This window comes from Clostridium sp. UBA1056 (assembly GCA_002316385.1).
Lineage (GTDB): Bacteria > Bacillota > Clostridia > Clostridiales > Clostridiaceae > Clostridium_J.
Map to the genome: position 1 here is coordinate 13,630 of DCDL01000006.1, position 14,989 is coordinate 28,618.

Below are 14,989 nucleotides of genomic sequence, written 5' to 3' on the forward strand. Positions count from 1 at the left end.
CTTTAGTGATCATTGTATATTAAATGAACAATATTAATAATATACGGACTAAAGGATCAATTATTTGGGCACTAAGTGCTTTTGTAGATTTAGTTTCTTTTGGAGTTCCAAATCTAGAAATTAGTATAGTAAAATATGCTAGGAAAGTGGACAGCTTAAATTGTCCACTTTTATTATGTTCATATATCAATATTGGTTTAAAATAGAGCCTAATATTATTGTTAGCGAATGCCATTTGCATAAGTAAGAATATAAATCTTTAATTTAGTTATTCCGAAGCAGCAGAACGTTAATAATATAGGTACTTATTCAATATTTATTTAGATTAGTTTATTTTGTGAAAGCCCCCAAAGTTTTAAGGAATCATTTAGAAAACTTTCTTGAACTCCCCACAAAACAAGGCTACAATAATTGAGAAAAGAGGTGACTTTATAAGTGAAAACGGACTATTTTTCAAGACAAGTAGCAATATTTATAAATCAGGCAATGGTGATCCTTTACCTGATTTTTATGAAATTAACGGGACACAGCATTTCCGCTAATAATATCCTCCACATTGCCATCATTTCTTTGCTGTTTTTTGATGCTGCCTATATCTCTTATAAGAATATAAAGAATAATGAAACTCTAACAAATTTTTCATTTCTTCTTCTGTTATCAGCATGGCAGTTTATTTTCTTACTATTTGAGAGCAGCTCTTTGTCAAAGGAAATCTCTATCATATTGATAACATTGACTTTTTATCAGACAATTCGTTTTTTGTTGTCTTTCTTATTTCAAGAGTCCGCTTATCAATATCAGAAGACGGTTATTCTGCTTTTAAAAGGTACTTGTATTGCAGCTATTTCAGGACAACTAATCTCTGACCGCTTATTTGCTATTCTTTTTATGGTACAGAACATAGTTGCCTTATGCTTCTTAATCCTTGTGATAAAAGTACATTGGCAAAGGGTGAAGTTTGTACTGCTCAGCCAGAAAAAGCAATTGAAAATATATCTCATTTTTGTGGTGGTACCTTTTAGTTGCTACATTTTCATGTTCCATAATCAACCAAACTATTTGGAAAATCTAGCAAGTTATTTAATGATTATGCTTTCTTTTGTAAGCATTCATAGTATTGTATTTAAGTATCGACCAGCCAAGAAAGAATATTTTACTTTAAACAAAGGCAATCAGTTGATACTTATTGTAAGTGGCATAGTCATATTTGGAATAATTAGTAGCCTGCTTAATCTTCCTATTATTATAAGCGCTATATTAATCCATAGTGGTTCCCTGATAGTACAACTCTACTATTTACTTGTTTATTGTCAGATTGTAAAGGAGAGAGCCTTCTATGGAGAGAAAATAGATAGGCAGCATTTTTACTCCTATTCACTGGCACAAATCAAAAGGGAGGAGAACCTGAAAAAATATTTTTCTAACTTTTTGCATGATGAAATTTTACAAGATTTATTATCCATAAAAAACATGATGGGGAAGACAGATCGGCCACAGGTAAAAGAACTGGTTGTATCCACCCTGGAACAGCTTAACAGTTCTATTAGGTCACAAATGCAGGAATACCATCCAACTATGTTGAAAAGTCTTACCTTGAAAGAAAATATTCAAAATCTATTGGATACCGTAAGCCATACCTTTCCATGGGTGCACTGTAAATTGCGATTAGACTGTAATGACAAGATTTTTTTAGTGGAACCCTATAACGTTATTATCTATCGCATAATAAAGGAATTGGCTACAAATGTGTTGAAACATTCTGGCGCAGGGGAAGTAGAGATCATTTTGCTTCAGAAAAATGGAATCATTGGTTTAACGGTGGCTGATAATGGAAAGGGATTAGATAAGACTGACTATCATTGCACATCACATAAAGGGCTTGCTTCCATTAATGAACAAGTCAGTCTGTTAGATGGGAAGATGGAAATTACCTCTACCGGAGAAAATGGAACAAGAATCTCAATTACTATGCCTATGAAAGGAGAGGACTCTTATGAAAGTTTTATTGATTGATGACCATGCCCTTTTCGCAAAGAGTTTAGAGATTGCATTGGATGGCTTTCCTGAAATTGATACATTTTCAAATACGCAAGATGTTGACAATATCATTGAACAATTGAGAAGGGAAAAGCCAGATATTGTTTTAGTGGATATAAATTTGAGCAATTTAAATGAGGAAGATGGACTGATTCTAGCAAAACATATTCTAAAGATTATGCCTAAGCAAAAGGTAGTTATTCTTTCTGGATATGATCTTCCTGTATATCGGCACGAAGCACAGAAAATTGGGGCAAAAGGATTTATCAATAAGAACGTGGAACCAGAAGAACTAGTCTTGATTTTAGCTGACATTGAAAGGGGTAAAAGCTATTTTCCCAAAGAAGAAGTTATCATAGAAGAACTTACAGACAGTGAGAAAGAAATTTTACAGTTAGTTGCTTCTGGCATGAAGCGAAAAGAAATTGCAAGTCATCTATTTTTAAGTGAGCGTACAGTTTCAAATCATCTGCAGCACATTTTTGATAAGCTACAAGTGTCATCTACAGTGGAAGTTGTAACGAAAGCAATTCAGATGGGATATATTGCACCAATGCACTAAGGGTTTATGATAAAATAATATATTCAAATTAAGAATAAACCTTATCATTTTCGATTAAATGATAAGGTTTATTCTTAAAGCGAATTCATTTTTAAATTTTCACTTTATTAAATTATAAACTGGAATTTGATGAGCAATAGATTGTATTGTTGAAGCTAGTTTAGGCATATGAAAATAAATAATAAGTCAAAGATGGNNGATAGTAGCACTATCTAAGGGTTCTGTTGACGCAGTATAACACAAAATAGACGAGCATTCTGACTTATTTATTTTTTGAAGATGCCTTAATCATTAATATGCATTCCACCCCATTTGCATAATTCATGAAGAATTGGCATCAAGGATTTTCCACGTTCAGAAAGGTAGTATTCCACTTTGGGTGGAACTTGTGGATATTCATGACGTACAATTAGGTCATCGGCTTCTAGTTCTTTTAGCTGGTTGCTAAGCATTTTGTGAGTAATTCCTTGAAGCGACTTTTTTAGTTCATTGTATCGCATTATATCTTTTCTCCATAGCCAGAAAAGGATATTAAGTTTCCATTTTCCACCGATTAATGATAAAGAGTATTCAAATGGCCTTGGGTTGATCTCAGACGTATTTGTGTTTTCAATATATATTTTATCAATAGGCATAATAGCGCTCTCCTTTTGGATAGTATCTCACTAAAAAGTGCATACTACTAAGTTTGTTAGACTAGTGATATATTATGATAATAAATAGAAAAATGCAAATAAATATTTACCGAATGGGAAGGGGAATCTTATTATGAAATTATTAATGCAGCCTATGAAATTGAAGAATGTAGAAATCAAAAATAGAATTGTAATGCCACCAATGGCAACATCAAAATCAGAAGGTGGAGAAGTAACACAGAAATTAGTAGATTATTACGACGAAAAATCAAAGGGTGGATATATTGGATTAATTATTACGGAACATGCATATATCAGCAAAGAAGGTATGGCAGATCCAGGACAGATATCTATCTCAAAAGACAGCGATATAGAAGGTTTAAAACGCATCACAGAAACGATACACAACAATGGGTCCAAAGTCATAGCACAGATTAACCATGCAGGAAGTTCAGCTGTATCAGAGGTAACAGGATGTGAACCAATTAGTGCTAGTGCAATAGCCAATACTACAGGTATTATCCCTCATGAGATGAATCAAGTAGATATTGAAAGAATTATTCATTGTTTTGCTGAGGCAGCAAGAAGAGCAAAAGAAGCCGGATTTGATGGAGTAGAAATACATTCTGCTCATGGATATTTGCTAAATCAGTTCTTTTCACCACTTACGAATAAGCGTACAGATGAATATGGCGGCTCTTTAGAAGGAAGAATTAGAATTCACATGGAAATCATTAAAGAGATACGAAAAGTAGTTGGAGCAGATTACCTTGTCGCACTTCGCTTAGGCGCTTGTGATTATATGGAAGGTGGAAGTACTTTATCAGATGGAGTTGCTGCATCGAAAGCACTTGGAAAGGCTGATCTGGATTTATTGGATATTTCAGGTGGGCTTTGCAGAATTACGAGACCAGATCATAAAGAGCCAGGGTATTTTGGAGAGTTAACAGAAGCAATTAAAAAAGAAGTATCGGTTCCTGTCATCCTCACAGGCGGTATTACAAAAGGAGAACATGCTGAAAAATTATTAAAAGAAGGAAAAGCCGACTTCATTGGTGTTGGGAGAGCAATTTTTAAAGACTCTGAATGGGCTAAAAAAGTAATGGAGGAAAACTAATATTATGAAGAAAGAAATTGATGTATTTGATTATGCAAGTTATATTTTAAAGACTATTAAAAAAGGTGTATTACTTACAACTAAGTCAGAAAATAAAGTCAATTCTATGACAATTTCATGGGGAACATTTGGCATTGAATGGGGGAAGCCTATTTTTACAGCATTTGTTAGAGAACATCGCTTTACAAAAGAACAGTTAGAATCAAATCCAGAATTTACAATTAACATTCCCTATGGGGAATATGATAAAAAAATTCTGGGATTCTGCGGTTCAAAATCTGGAAGGCTTGTGGATAAAATAAAGGAAATGGATTTGACATTGGAAACACCAGAAGTGATTTCAGTGCCAGCACTCAAGGAACTTCCACTTACATTAGAATGCAAAGTTATTTATAAGCAAATGCAGGATAAAGATGCAATTCCCCAAAATATCAGAGTAGAAAATTATCCTCAGGACGTAGATAGTACAAGTCCATTTGAGAATAAAGATTATCATATGGCATATTATGGGGAGATTGTTAAGGCATATATTATTGAATAGTTGACTTTAATTAAAAGTAGCGATAAATGAGCAGTGGTTTTCGCATCAAAATAGCAACTACTTTAGATTTTTAACCCAAAGTAGTTGCTATTTTAAATTTGGTATATATAAATAAACAAATAATCTATCTAAGTTTTCAAACCTTAAAATACTTTCTAATTTTTCAACTAGTAATGCTATATTACTTAGTATATATATGTTTCTTCAGCCATTGTCTAAAAAAATCAAGTTGTTCTTTCGTATGAAAATAATGTTCGCCATTCTCCATTACTTGCAAATCACAATCGAAACATTTTACAAATGCAGATACCACATCAAGCTCACATAAATTATCATCTGCGCCGTAAAGAATTGAAGTTGGATTATTCCAAGTAACAATAGGATGTTCCTTCACATAGCAGTAATAATCCCAATAAAGTGTTTGTCCAATAGGAGTTGGAATTTCTTTTTCTGATTTTAATCTGTTTTCACTTATGTTAAACCATGTCATCATATTATTTATGATACGTTCCATATTTACTACTGGTGAAAGAAACAAACACTGTTTCAACGGTACATTTTTATATGCTAGTAAACTAAAATATGCTCCCATGCTACAAGCCAATACACTTATATTATTTGATAATGCTTGTGCATAGCACATAATTTTATTGAGGTCTTTAACACAATTTTGAACTTTGCAAGCATAAGTTTCATTCTTACGGTCACCATGTTCAGGCAAATCAAAACTAAGCACTTGATAACCTCTTTCTGTTGCTTCTTCTGCAAATACAACAATAAAGTCGTCTGCCTTATTTGACATATTACCATGCACTACTACGAATAATTTATCTGATTTGTCCCCCCACAAAATTGCGGGGATATTTTCTATTTTAAAATTTTGTTTTATCATTTTAATTTTTTCTCCGTAAAATATAAATAATCTACTCTTTTAATGCTATTACATTTTTTAAATAAACTGTACTGAAATCATTTGTTCTAGGATAAATCTTTTTAGGATTAGGCTCTTGTCTCATATTTCTCAACTCCTTTTACTATAGGGTTTGTTACCAATGCCATATAGTAAGATTATAGTTTCATTTCACCTGCTTTATCCAGTTCATAAATGATTCTGTAATAAACTTATCTATTTTTGCACTAATAAATTCAAAAGGGCGTTTTTATACGAGGCTAATACATAAATTAACAAAGAGAACAGCAAAACCATTTATTAATATGCTAAGATTCTTATTTTATTATAAAAATTTTTACTTTATAACATCATGATAAATAATATCCACTATTTCATTTAGGCTTAATTATTTATGTATGCATACCTCAGGAATGATACCTAATAAATCTTTTTCATTCCACCATTCTCTCATTTCTTTTTCTCCAAATTCATGTGCATTAGGTTTTTGTTTATGGCGATTTAAGGTTTCTTCAAAAGGTATATCGAAGTAATATGCAAAAATTTGATTATCAAATTCATCATGTAAATTTTCAAATAGTATTCTATACCAATTTGAATTTAAAATGCCTTCTAGAATTACGATATTGCAATGTTTTCTCCCATATAGTACAAGTTCATTTAATAATTGACTTGGTTCTGTATCAGGGCCATCTTTCACATATAGTATTTCTCTTCTAATAACATCTTGTGAAATTAGCATTGTACCATGCCCAAATTTTTTTTGTAATGCCTTACCTGTTGTAGTTTTGCCACTTCCTGAATTACCTCTTAGTATTATTAACTTTATCTCTTTATCCATCTATTATTTGTCCTTCCAATTAATAAAATTTCTACTTTATATAATTTTTAAAAAGTAAATTAACACTACCTCATCTACTATTCATTATAACATCCTTGTAAATATTATGTATTAAACCTATTTTATCCATTTACTTGAGATACAGTTTTTTTATATACAAAAACAGCCTTAACCCAATGATATCAATGGTTAAGGCTATAAACCGCACTTACTTAGGAAACTCAACTCACATTCGCTCATTGAGTAAGTTTACTTCAAATAATTCTAAACCTATACATAGGGAAAAACCCTCGACCATTAATTAGTTGAGAGTTTCACTGGGAGAGGGTAGGGTAGGGGAGGTGATAGGGGCCATTTTAGTCCACTTTTTTTCACACTTCATTTATTTTATTAATTTCATCTAGTTTTGGTTGTAGCTTAGTGGACTTATTCTTGTTGATGTTGTTTATTACCATTTTTAATAGTAGTTCATTATTTACTGATTCTTTCAGCTACTGCAAAATAATTTTGTTCATTATCTGCAAAATTAAAAGTTTTACCTAAATGCATAGGCATTATTTCTCCTACAAGAACATTATTATTAGATAACTTGTCATGTAATGTTTCTATATCTTCTGTGAAAAATAATAAAGACGGTGTTTCTAAATTTATCCCCGTTCCCATTTTAGCAATCACTTCTTTATTGTGAAGCACAATAGTTGTTTGCGAATTCTTTTGAGGTGCAATCTCAATCCACCTCATCCCTTCACCATTATCTTCTTCAGAAATTACAGTAAAACCTACTTTCTCCGTCCAGAATTTTACTGCTTCATCTTGGTTATTTACATAAACCATAATTTGGCCTAGTATGTTAATCATAAAATCACTTCCTTCTCTGTTATTAATGAAAAAATATGTGAGTAACATTTATTTGTTAGTCGTTACCTGCCTTTTTAAATCCTCAATCTCTTTATCTTTAAGCTCTATTATCTTTTCATACTTTTGTTCCATTTCCATCAAGTTTTTGCTTAGCATATTTATAAAGGATGCCATCTCATCGGAACTTCCTGCTATACGGTTAAATAGCAAAAGATTTGATGCCAAGACCTCTGGAATCTCTCTGTGAGAATATCTAAGTTGATGATCAATTTCTCCATAACCTTCTTCAAATATAGTTCTTACTTGAATTTCAGCTATGACCTTTTGATTAGTTGGAAAAAATTCTATAAGATAATGGACAGAGCGGTATCCTGATTTTTTAGAATTAATTTGTATATTTAATTCTTCAAATCTTTTTGTATCATCTCCTTCTCGAACATTAGCAGTTATCTCAACAACCTTCCAAGTACCCAGAATAAAATTATGTATATCTTCCCAATCATCCTTGAAAATATGTATGGCTCTAATACCTATCAAATCATTTATCTCTTCTTTATAGTTAGAAACGGAAAATTGAAAATCCTCTCCATACTTTGATTTTCTATCAGTTGTCTTTCTAATAATCTTTTCAATAAGCCTTTCAGAATCCTTTACTCTAGATTTTACCGTATGTATTTTCTTATGTGCCCTAAGTGTATTTGCTATAAACTCTGCTTGTGTCTCATAAGTTTCTTCATAAATATTGAAATCCGTATATATTTCTTCTAAAGTGTCCCAAGCTATTCCACTTTTTATAATCTCCTCTTCCTTAAGATGATATTTACTTAAAAAAGTTTCTTTATCTAAAACCATAAACCTTGCCACCTTCAGTTTTCCTTATTTTGTCCATAGTAGATATATTTTATGATATTTTAAATTTAAGCATCTTCAAAATATACTTCTCACCTTTGACTTGTTATTTATTTTCAGATACCTTATTGTAACGCAAAATGACAAAGGATATCAATTAATTACTAAAAATTTTACTATTGCACACTATATGCAAGCTTAAAGAATATAGGTTAATTTTGTCCACAACATCTTGTTCTAATATATTAATTTGATTCATATGATTTAATGAATCAAAAGTCTAATAATTATTATATATCTAATATACTCGTTATGATTTTCAATTTTTATTACATATTTATAGAATTATTACATCAACGTGTAATTATCTATTGTAGCAAAAGGTCACAAGACATATTTTTTATTAAATGGAGGTTGTATTAAATGAACACTAATTACAAAATAAATAAGCCTACAAATGAGCCTATAAAGAGTTATGTTACTGGTACATCTGAAAGACTAGAATTAAAAACCGCATTAGACAAGCTATACAATACCCAAACAGATATTCCTTTAATTATAGATGGAAAGGAGGTTTTCACAAATATCACTGAAGAGTTTATTATTCCCCATGAAAAAGGTCATGTGCTAGCTCGGTATCACAAAGCTACAGAAAAGGAACTTAAAATGGCTATAGATGCTGCTTTAAAGGCGAAGGAAAGATGGGAAGCAACCTCTTGGTACCAAAGAGCTGCTATATTTAATAAAGCCGCTAATTTGATAAGTGGTAAATATAGATCGCTGTTAAATGCTGCTACTATGTTAGGTCAAAGTAAGACTGCTTATCAAGCTGAAATAGACTCAGCCTGCGAAATTATTGATTTCCTTAGATTTAACACTCACTTTATGGGAGAAATCTATGATGTTCAACCTGATTCAACTATTGATGCTTGGAACAGATCAGAATATAGGCCTCTTGAAGGCTTTGTTTTAGCAATCTCACCTTTCAACTTTACAGCTATAGGTGGAAACCTATCTACGGCTCCTGCTATGATGGGTAATACTGTTGTATGGAAACCTGCTAGTACTGCTGTTTATTCAAATTATCTATTTATGAAAATACTTATGGAAGCCGGACTTCCTGCTGGAGTTATAAATTTTGTACCTTCAAGTGGAGCTCTTATATCAGAAGTATGTGTAACATCAAAAGATTTAGCTGGTATACACTTTACTGGCTCAACAAAAGTATTCCAAACTCTATGGAAAAAAGTTTCAGATAATATTTCTACTTATAAAACATATCCAAGATTGGTAGGAGAGACTGGAGGTAAGGACTTTATATTTGCTGATAATACTGCTAATATTGATGAATTATCTACTGCAATTATACGTGGTGCCTTTGAGTATCAAGGTCAAAAATGCTCTGCTGCTTCAAGAGCTTATATACCTAGTTCAATTTGGTCTTCACTACGTGAGAAACTCATTGATGCTGTTTCTAAGATAAAAGTAGGTGATGTAAGCGAATTTGACACATTTATGGGAGCTGTTATTGATGAAAGCGCTTATACTAACATTATGAATTATATAAATAGAGCTCATAGCTCTGATGATGCAAAGGTTATAGCTGGTGGTTTTGGTACAAATGAGATTGGCTACTTTGTACAACCTACCATAATTCAAGCTCTAAAGCCTGACTATGAAACTATGATTGAAGAAATATTTGGACCTGTAATTACAATATATGTTTATGAAGATGGATCCATTGAAGAAACCTTAGACCTTTGTGATACAACATCTGTCTATGGACTTACAGGGGCTATCTTCTCTAATAATCGCTATAATATAGAACACATGCTTTATAAACTAAGAAACTCTGCAGGTAACTTCTATATAAATGATAAACCAACTGGAGCTGTTGTTGGTCAGCAACCATTTGGTGGTGCTAGAGCATCTGGAACTAATGATAAGGCTGGTAGTCATCTTAACCTGCTTAGATGGGTATCACCTAGAACTATAAAGGAAACTCTATGTCCACCTACTAACTTCGAATATCCATATATGATAGATACACAACCTGAAAAATCTAGACCAGAAGACGAATCTTACTCTGGTCTTGATTTTATAAGCATATAAGGCATTTAAGAATCATTAATAAAAGAGTGGCTATGCATATTGATTTATATACTATGCATAGCCACTCTTTTAAATTGCTTCTATGTTTCGTTTATAATCCTGTTCCATTCGTATTATTTGTAACATAAATCATAATATCAGTCCATTCGTCGAATTCAAAAATAAATCCTTTTCGAATACACTCAAAATTCATCCCAGCTGCTTCTGCTGTCTTTTGAGAGGCTATGTTATCCAAATTTATATGTGCCTCTAGTCGATGAAAGCCAAGTTCATTAAAAGCTATATCAATCATAACCTTCACCATCTCACTTCCATAACCCTTACCCCAATGCTGGTTGAGTAGCCAATACCCAACTTCTGCCCACTGAAAATGCCCTCGCTTAATAGTTTTTATAATAACTCCACCGATATAGCTTCCATCTTCCTTTTTAAATACTCTAAACTCATAGAACCTATCACTTTTTGCATATTGTACATAAGTATCTACATATTCTTTACAGAAATCTTCTGTAAAAACGTCTGTTAATTCGATTTCTTCTTCATGTTTGTTTTGTCGTGTACCTTGACCTTTCAAACTTTCCAGAATGGTTTCAAATCATCTTCCATCATTGGCCTAACTACAAGCCTTTCAGATTCTCTTCTAATATTCATAAAATCCATTCTTTTTACCCCAAAAGATTATAATAATTACTTCTATATATTCTTTAAATTGACCCCTAATCATCTATTTAAACTACAATACATAATTAAAGTATAAATGAAAATATCAAGTAATAATATATAAAGTTTAGTTATATATATAAATGCACAAAACAGGCGGTTTGTTGGTTTCATGGTGGAGGTGAAGTGCGACCTTTAAAATCCACCACTTTTAGCCATATTCTTTACTAAATATATCATTACTCCCATCCATTATAGCCTTCTCCGCACTCTGAAGAACAAATCCATTTACCAATATAGTCTTTAAAACATACATTATCAATATATAATAAATATAATATTATGAAAAAATATGTAGATGATTACTACTGTACAATGAAGCATTTTTTAGCATTAAACAGCTCTTACTTTTCTATTCTAAAACTTAGTTTCACCTCTCTATATCACATATCTTTTCATTTGTTTTATGATCATACACAAAGCATTTTTCTGTAGCCATACCAGTTTTATCATCAGTACACCATGATTGAGATTGGAATGCTAAAAAAATTGCCTCCCAATGGTCACCAGGATATTCTATTAAAATGCAGCCATCTTGGTAACTTCCATTTGAATCTTCAAATTTTTCAATACTGCCTTGATTCATGTGAACATCATGCACTCCTAATCCATCCTCAAAATGAACTCCATATGCATATATATTTGCATTTTTTTTACACTTATCGGTATCTATACGTTCTTTAAAGAAATCAGCTAAATCATTGTCAGGTCCTGGTTTATCTGAAGGTACTATAATCATATCACAGGGATTGAACAGATTACTACGTATAAAATCTACAGCTATTTCCTCAGGTTTGTAACCAGAAGCAGTTGTAACAAATTCATGATACTGTTTTATAGGAAAAAAACCTTGCTCCAACTTTTGCAGATGAGTAATTTGTTGAGCATTAAAATTAGAATCAGCAATATATAAAAGATCATTGGGAACTTTATTATTATTGATTATAATTTTTTTTGAAGATTTTGTATTGACTACAACTTTATACTCTTTATTCTGGCATTCTACATACAAATATACATGTGGTCTAAGAGGATCAGTTCTTGAATCACCCTCATCATATTTTAAAACCTTTCCTTTTAAAACACCATATAAATATTCTTTATCACTCATTTAACAACACTCCTTTTAAGAATTTTTACAACCTTTTAAGAGACGATATACTTAGGTATTGCTTATGCCAAACAAGAAGTTTGAACTTGCCTTCCTCATTAGTATGCACATGTCTTTCACCTTTATCATGCTATTAAAAGCATATTTTATACCAACCAAATATTAACACTTAGAAGAAAGCTGAGGAACAGCATCATATATTTCAGTTAATAATGCTCATGAAATGGGGCGTACAATGAACTATCTCGTGTTGGAGAGTTAAGTAATGCACGTGAGATACGTATTGCTTTTAATAATATGAAGATGTCTGACGTTGGAACAGAGGAACATGATCTTTCTCAACCTTTTACAGGTGGTGCTTTTGATATATTGGTAGAAGTATTTCAAAATAACTTAATTAAAAGAGGACTTATATCTGAAGAGTTAGGAAGACGATCCTTCAATGCTCACACTGTGGACTTATCAGGTATCCAAGAAGAATTTAATCAGTTTTATCAAGGAAAAGAGACTGAGTTTAAAGAAGCATTACTTGATGCGCGTGACTATTTTGGGAAGTTGATGGCAAAAGCTTGGAGTAACACTTCTTGCGATTATTTGAGTTATGCGAAAGTACTTAACAATATAATTAAAGCTGATGAAGAACTAAGTGAAGGAAAGTATAAGCAAACAATTTTAGATTGCTTCAATTGGAGGGAAATTGTACCTGCAACTGAAGATAATAGAACCATTCTTAGCACCCATCTAGTAACTGAGTTAACAGAAGATAACCAATTAGTGTCAGTATAATATTGTAAACATTAAAATTTGAACACATTAAAATTCCTGTTTGTTCAGAGAAAACTAATTATTAAATATTTTAATTATTTCTAAGCTTATGATATTAAACTAATTTGGTAGAGCTACCCTCACCCATCAAAAAATACAACCGCCTGTAAGTAGCTATTTAAGCCACCTACAGGCAGTTCGTGGGTTTTAATGGTGGAGGCGAGCTGTCATGAGCCCCTTTATATAAAAATCTCGTTATTTATGATTCGCTTCTCCATACAAATTAGTATACTTTCATTGCTCTATTTTCTATTTCCTTCACTATCAAAAATACTCTTTAAGTGTTTTTCAGAAATGTAAAGTCCAATTAGCATAACTGGTATTACACCAATTGAAACTCCAACAAATGTAATTACAGCTTGATTATAGAATATTATGCTGCATGCTGTGGATATCACAAGATATACTAACCCGCAGATAATTAATACCTTTCCACTGTAAGTATTACCTTCTTTCCATGTGTCAGCATTTTTCTTTGAAAGCTTAGTTCTATATCCAGCATAATCATCTATATCTCCATTAGCTGCACTTTTACATAGATATCCTGCGCCAATAAGGGTTATAGACAAAAAATTGAAAACCCAATACTTAATATACCCACATATATTCCCCCTACTAATAAACTTTAATTTACTTCACTTATTTTTTTACCATAAATTGCAGGAATAATAACCATCAAAGTGTATGATATTGGTGCTAAAGCTGCTGATACAGCAAAAGACATGTTGCCCAATAAAAATGAACAAATAATAATTAAAACTCCCCCTATAATCCATACTCTACCGCAAAATCTCTGAGCTTTAAACCAAATTTCTTTATTAGTTAATGTTGTTTTTGTTCTAAAACCAGATAGATTACTCTGTTTAAATTTAGGCAAATAGTTACCTAAAACAATGGCTATTATTCCAGAGAAAACATTACTTAACTTAAAGATTTCAAGAGTATTAAATTTATAAATATTAGCAGCTGTTACTAAGGAATAAATACTTATTCCTGTAAATAAAATAGTTACTAATAAAGTAGTTACGTTCATAATTAGACCTATAATCTTACTGTTATTTTGCTTAGTACTATCATTAAATTTTATTATAATTAAGCTCAATGTTTTCATTATAATAAATCCAAGTATACCTATACCACACATTAAAAGTATTTCATAACTTGATTTGTCTACAAATCTATCAATTACTCCATTCGCATTGTAGTGTATAGGAATTTGTGATGACATCTGATTGTATAAACTATAATATATTCCGAAGGGTAAAATAGATATAATCACTGAAACTATAGTGCTAAAACTAATTTTATTTTTCATTTTTAACCTCCTTAAATGCTATTATCCAATTAATAACATCATCAAATACTGTTGTATTTAATTCATAATAAATATACTTACCTACTCTTTCAATTCGAACCAAGTCGGCTTCCTTTAGTATAGAAAGATGGTGCGATACTGTAGCTTGAGTCATATCAAACCTAGATGAAATATCACCAGCAGTCATCTTTCCATTTTTAAGCATCTCTAATATTTGCCTTCGATAATCATCAGATAACGCTTTAAAACTTTCCTTAATACCCACACTGACTCCTCCATTATATACATTTAGATTTTTTTCAATTTGAAATATTTCTAAATGTATTATACATTCATTTCTTAAATTTGTAAATACATCCATTAATCTAATTGTATGAAGAATTTTAAATTTATTTATATTGTTATGACATTAATGATCTTATCAATAGTGGATGTCAAGATAAACCTAATATAAAAGTAGAAATACCAAGTGAAGGTATCTTTTCTATATACTAAAAAACGCTACAACTTCCTTAATGGAAGTTGTAGCGTCTTTCAGTTGCTCATTTAAATGACA

The 14,989-nt window shown here is 31.5% G+C and carries 16 protein-coding genes; 6 read left to right on the forward strand and 10 right to left on the reverse strand.

Features of this window, described 5'->3' with window-relative positions; genetic code table 11:
• Nucleotides 1–435 precede the first annotated feature (435 nt).
• Nucleotides 436–2,013 (forward strand): sensor histidine kinase, encoded by a 1,578-nt coding sequence (locus tag B3W71_RS02585; RefSeq protein WP_346887381.1) that lies wholly within the window; start codon nucleotides 436–438, stop codon nucleotides 2,011–2,013.
• Nucleotides 1,994–2,599: a response regulator transcription factor gene (locus B3W71_RS02590; protein WP_346887382.1), complete on the forward strand. Its 606-nt coding sequence runs from the start codon at nucleotides 1,994–1,996 to the stop codon at nucleotides 2,597–2,599. The genes B3W71_RS02585 and B3W71_RS02590 overlap by 20 nt, the downstream gene beginning before the upstream one ends.
• A gap of 284 nt (nucleotides 2,600–2,883) precedes the next feature.
• Here the strand turns inward: B3W71_RS02590 and B3W71_RS02595 are convergent, their stop codons facing one another.
• Nucleotides 2,884–3,234, reverse strand: a complete 351-nt coding sequence (locus B3W71_RS02595; protein ID WP_346887383.1) for a helix-turn-helix domain-containing protein — start codon at nucleotides 3,232–3,234, stop codon at nucleotides 2,884–2,886.
• 133 nt (nucleotides 3,235–3,367) lie between these two features.
• On the opposite strand from B3W71_RS02595, the gene B3W71_RS02600 reads away from it, so the two are divergent.
• Nucleotides 3,368–4,351: an NADH:flavin oxidoreductase gene (locus B3W71_RS02600; protein ID WP_346887384.1), complete on the forward strand. Its 984-nt coding sequence runs from the start codon at nucleotides 3,368–3,370 to the stop codon at nucleotides 4,349–4,351.
• Between the two features lie 4 nt (nucleotides 4,352–4,355).
• Nucleotides 4,356–4,892, forward strand: coding sequence for a flavin reductase family protein (locus B3W71_RS02605; protein WP_346887385.1), 537 nt, complete (start codon nucleotides 4,356–4,358; stop codon nucleotides 4,890–4,892).
• Between the two features lie 181 nt (nucleotides 4,893–5,073).
• Here B3W71_RS02605 and B3W71_RS02610 read toward each other — a convergent pair whose 3' ends face one another.
• From B3W71_RS02610 to B3W71_RS02625, 4 genes are all read right to left on the reverse strand, one after another.
• The gene (locus B3W71_RS02610; protein ID WP_346887386.1) at nucleotides 5,074–5,784 is read right to left on the reverse strand and encodes an alpha/beta hydrolase; all 711 of its coding nucleotides are present in this window, start codon (nucleotides 5,782–5,784) and stop codon (nucleotides 5,074–5,076) included.
• Between the two features lie 406 nt (nucleotides 5,785–6,190).
• Entirely contained in the window at nucleotides 6,191–6,643 is a 453-nt protein-coding gene (locus B3W71_RS02615) for a kinase (RefSeq protein WP_346887387.1), read from the reverse strand.
• Nucleotides 6,644–7,114: 471 nt separating this feature from the next.
• On the reverse strand, nucleotides 7,115–7,501 hold the full coding sequence (locus tag B3W71_RS02620) for a VOC family protein (RefSeq protein WP_346887388.1): 387 nt from the start codon (nucleotides 7,499–7,501) through the stop codon (nucleotides 7,115–7,117).
• A 48-nt stretch (nucleotides 7,502–7,549) separates the two neighbouring features.
• Nucleotides 7,550–8,353 (reverse strand): RelA/SpoT domain-containing protein, encoded by an 804-nt coding sequence (locus tag B3W71_RS02625; RefSeq protein WP_346887389.1) that lies wholly within the window; start codon nucleotides 8,351–8,353, stop codon nucleotides 7,550–7,552.
• Between the two features lie 420 nt (nucleotides 8,354–8,773).
• Here B3W71_RS02625 and pruA point away from each other — a divergent pair, with 420 nt between their 5' ends.
• Nucleotides 8,774–10,462 carry an L-glutamate gamma-semialdehyde dehydrogenase gene (pruA, locus tag B3W71_RS02630; protein ID WP_346887390.1) on the forward strand — a complete coding sequence of 563 codons (1,689 nt, stop codon included), beginning with the start codon at nucleotides 8,774–8,776 and terminating at the stop codon, nucleotides 10,460–10,462.
• A gap of 91 nt (nucleotides 10,463–10,553) precedes the next feature.
• Here the strand turns inward: pruA and B3W71_RS02635 are convergent, their stop codons facing one another.
• Nucleotides 10,554–11,036, reverse strand: coding sequence for a GNAT family N-acetyltransferase (locus tag B3W71_RS02635; protein WP_346887391.1), 483 nt, complete (start codon nucleotides 11,034–11,036; stop codon nucleotides 10,554–10,556).
• Between the two features lie 516 nt (nucleotides 11,037–11,552).
• Entirely contained in the window at nucleotides 11,553–12,293 is a 741-nt protein-coding gene (locus B3W71_RS02640; protein WP_346887392.1) for a YukJ family protein, read from the reverse strand.
• A 303-nt stretch (nucleotides 12,294–12,596) separates the two neighbouring features.
• Here B3W71_RS02640 and B3W71_RS02645 point away from each other — a divergent pair, with 303 nt between their 5' ends.
• Entirely contained in the window at nucleotides 12,597–13,079 is a 483-nt protein-coding gene (locus B3W71_RS02645; RefSeq protein ID WP_346887393.1) for a hypothetical protein, read from the forward strand.
• Nucleotides 13,080–13,360: 281 nt separating this feature from the next.
• On the opposite strand, the gene B3W71_RS02650 is transcribed toward B3W71_RS02645, so the two are convergent.
• Genes B3W71_RS02650 through B3W71_RS02660 form a run of 3 tightly spaced genes read right to left on the reverse strand, consistent with a single transcriptional unit; the run spans nucleotide 13,361 to nucleotide 14,698 of the window.
• Nucleotides 13,361–13,687, reverse strand: coding sequence for an SdpI family protein (locus tag B3W71_RS02650; protein ID WP_346887394.1), 327 nt, complete (start codon nucleotides 13,685–13,687; stop codon nucleotides 13,361–13,363).
• 56 nt (nucleotides 13,688–13,743) lie between these two features.
• Nucleotides 13,744–14,433, reverse strand: coding sequence for an SdpI family protein (locus B3W71_RS02655; protein WP_346887395.1), 690 nt, complete (start codon nucleotides 14,431–14,433; stop codon nucleotides 13,744–13,746).
• Nucleotides 14,423–14,698, reverse strand: a complete 276-nt coding sequence (locus B3W71_RS02660) for an autorepressor SdpR family transcription factor (RefSeq protein ID WP_346887396.1) — start codon at nucleotides 14,696–14,698, stop codon at nucleotides 14,423–14,425. The genes B3W71_RS02655 and B3W71_RS02660 overlap by 11 nt, the downstream gene beginning before the upstream one ends.
• Nucleotides 14,699–14,989 lie beyond the last annotated feature (291 nt).

Bases quoted from the DNA above. Each gene is read 5' to 3' on its own strand.
- B3W71_RS02590 (WP_346887382.1), top strand. From the start codon at position 1,994: ATGAAAGTTTTATTGATTGATGACCATGCCCTTTTCGCAAAGAGTTTA.
- B3W71_RS02595 (WP_346887383.1), bottom strand. From the start codon at position 3,234: ATGCCTATTGATAAAATATATATTGAAAACACAAATACGTCTGAGATC.
- B3W71_RS02600 (WP_346887384.1), top strand. From the start codon at position 3,368: ATGAAATTATTAATGCAGCCTATGAAATTGAAGAATGTAGAAATCAAA.
- B3W71_RS02605 (WP_346887385.1), top strand. From the start codon at position 4,356: ATGAAGAAAGAAATTGATGTATTTGATTATGCAAGTTATATTTTAAAG.
- B3W71_RS02610 (WP_346887386.1), bottom strand. From the start codon at position 5,784: ATGATAAAACAAAATTTTAAAATAGAAAATATCCCCGCAATTTTGTGG.
- B3W71_RS02615 (WP_346887387.1), bottom strand. From the start codon at position 6,643: ATGGATAAAGAGATAAAGTTAATAATACTAAGAGGTAATTCAGGAAGT.
- B3W71_RS02620 (WP_346887388.1), bottom strand. From the start codon at position 7,501: ATGATTAACATACTAGGCCAAATTATGGTTTATGTAAATAACCAAGAT.
- B3W71_RS02625 (WP_346887389.1), bottom strand. From the start codon at position 8,353: ATGGTTTTAGATAAAGAAACTTTTTTAAGTAAATATCATCTTAAGGAA.
- pruA (WP_346887390.1), top strand. From the start codon at position 8,774: ATGAACACTAATTACAAAATAAATAAGCCTACAAATGAGCCTATAAAG.
- B3W71_RS02640 (WP_346887392.1), bottom strand. From the start codon at position 12,293: ATGAGTGATAAAGAATATTTATATGGTGTTTTAAAAGGAAAGGTTTTA.
- B3W71_RS02645 (WP_346887393.1), top strand. From the start codon at position 12,597: ATGTCTGACGTTGGAACAGAGGAACATGATCTTTCTCAACCTTTTACA.
- B3W71_RS02655 (WP_346887395.1), bottom strand. From the start codon at position 14,433: ATGAAAAATAAAATTAGTTTTAGCACTATAGTTTCAGTGATTATATCT.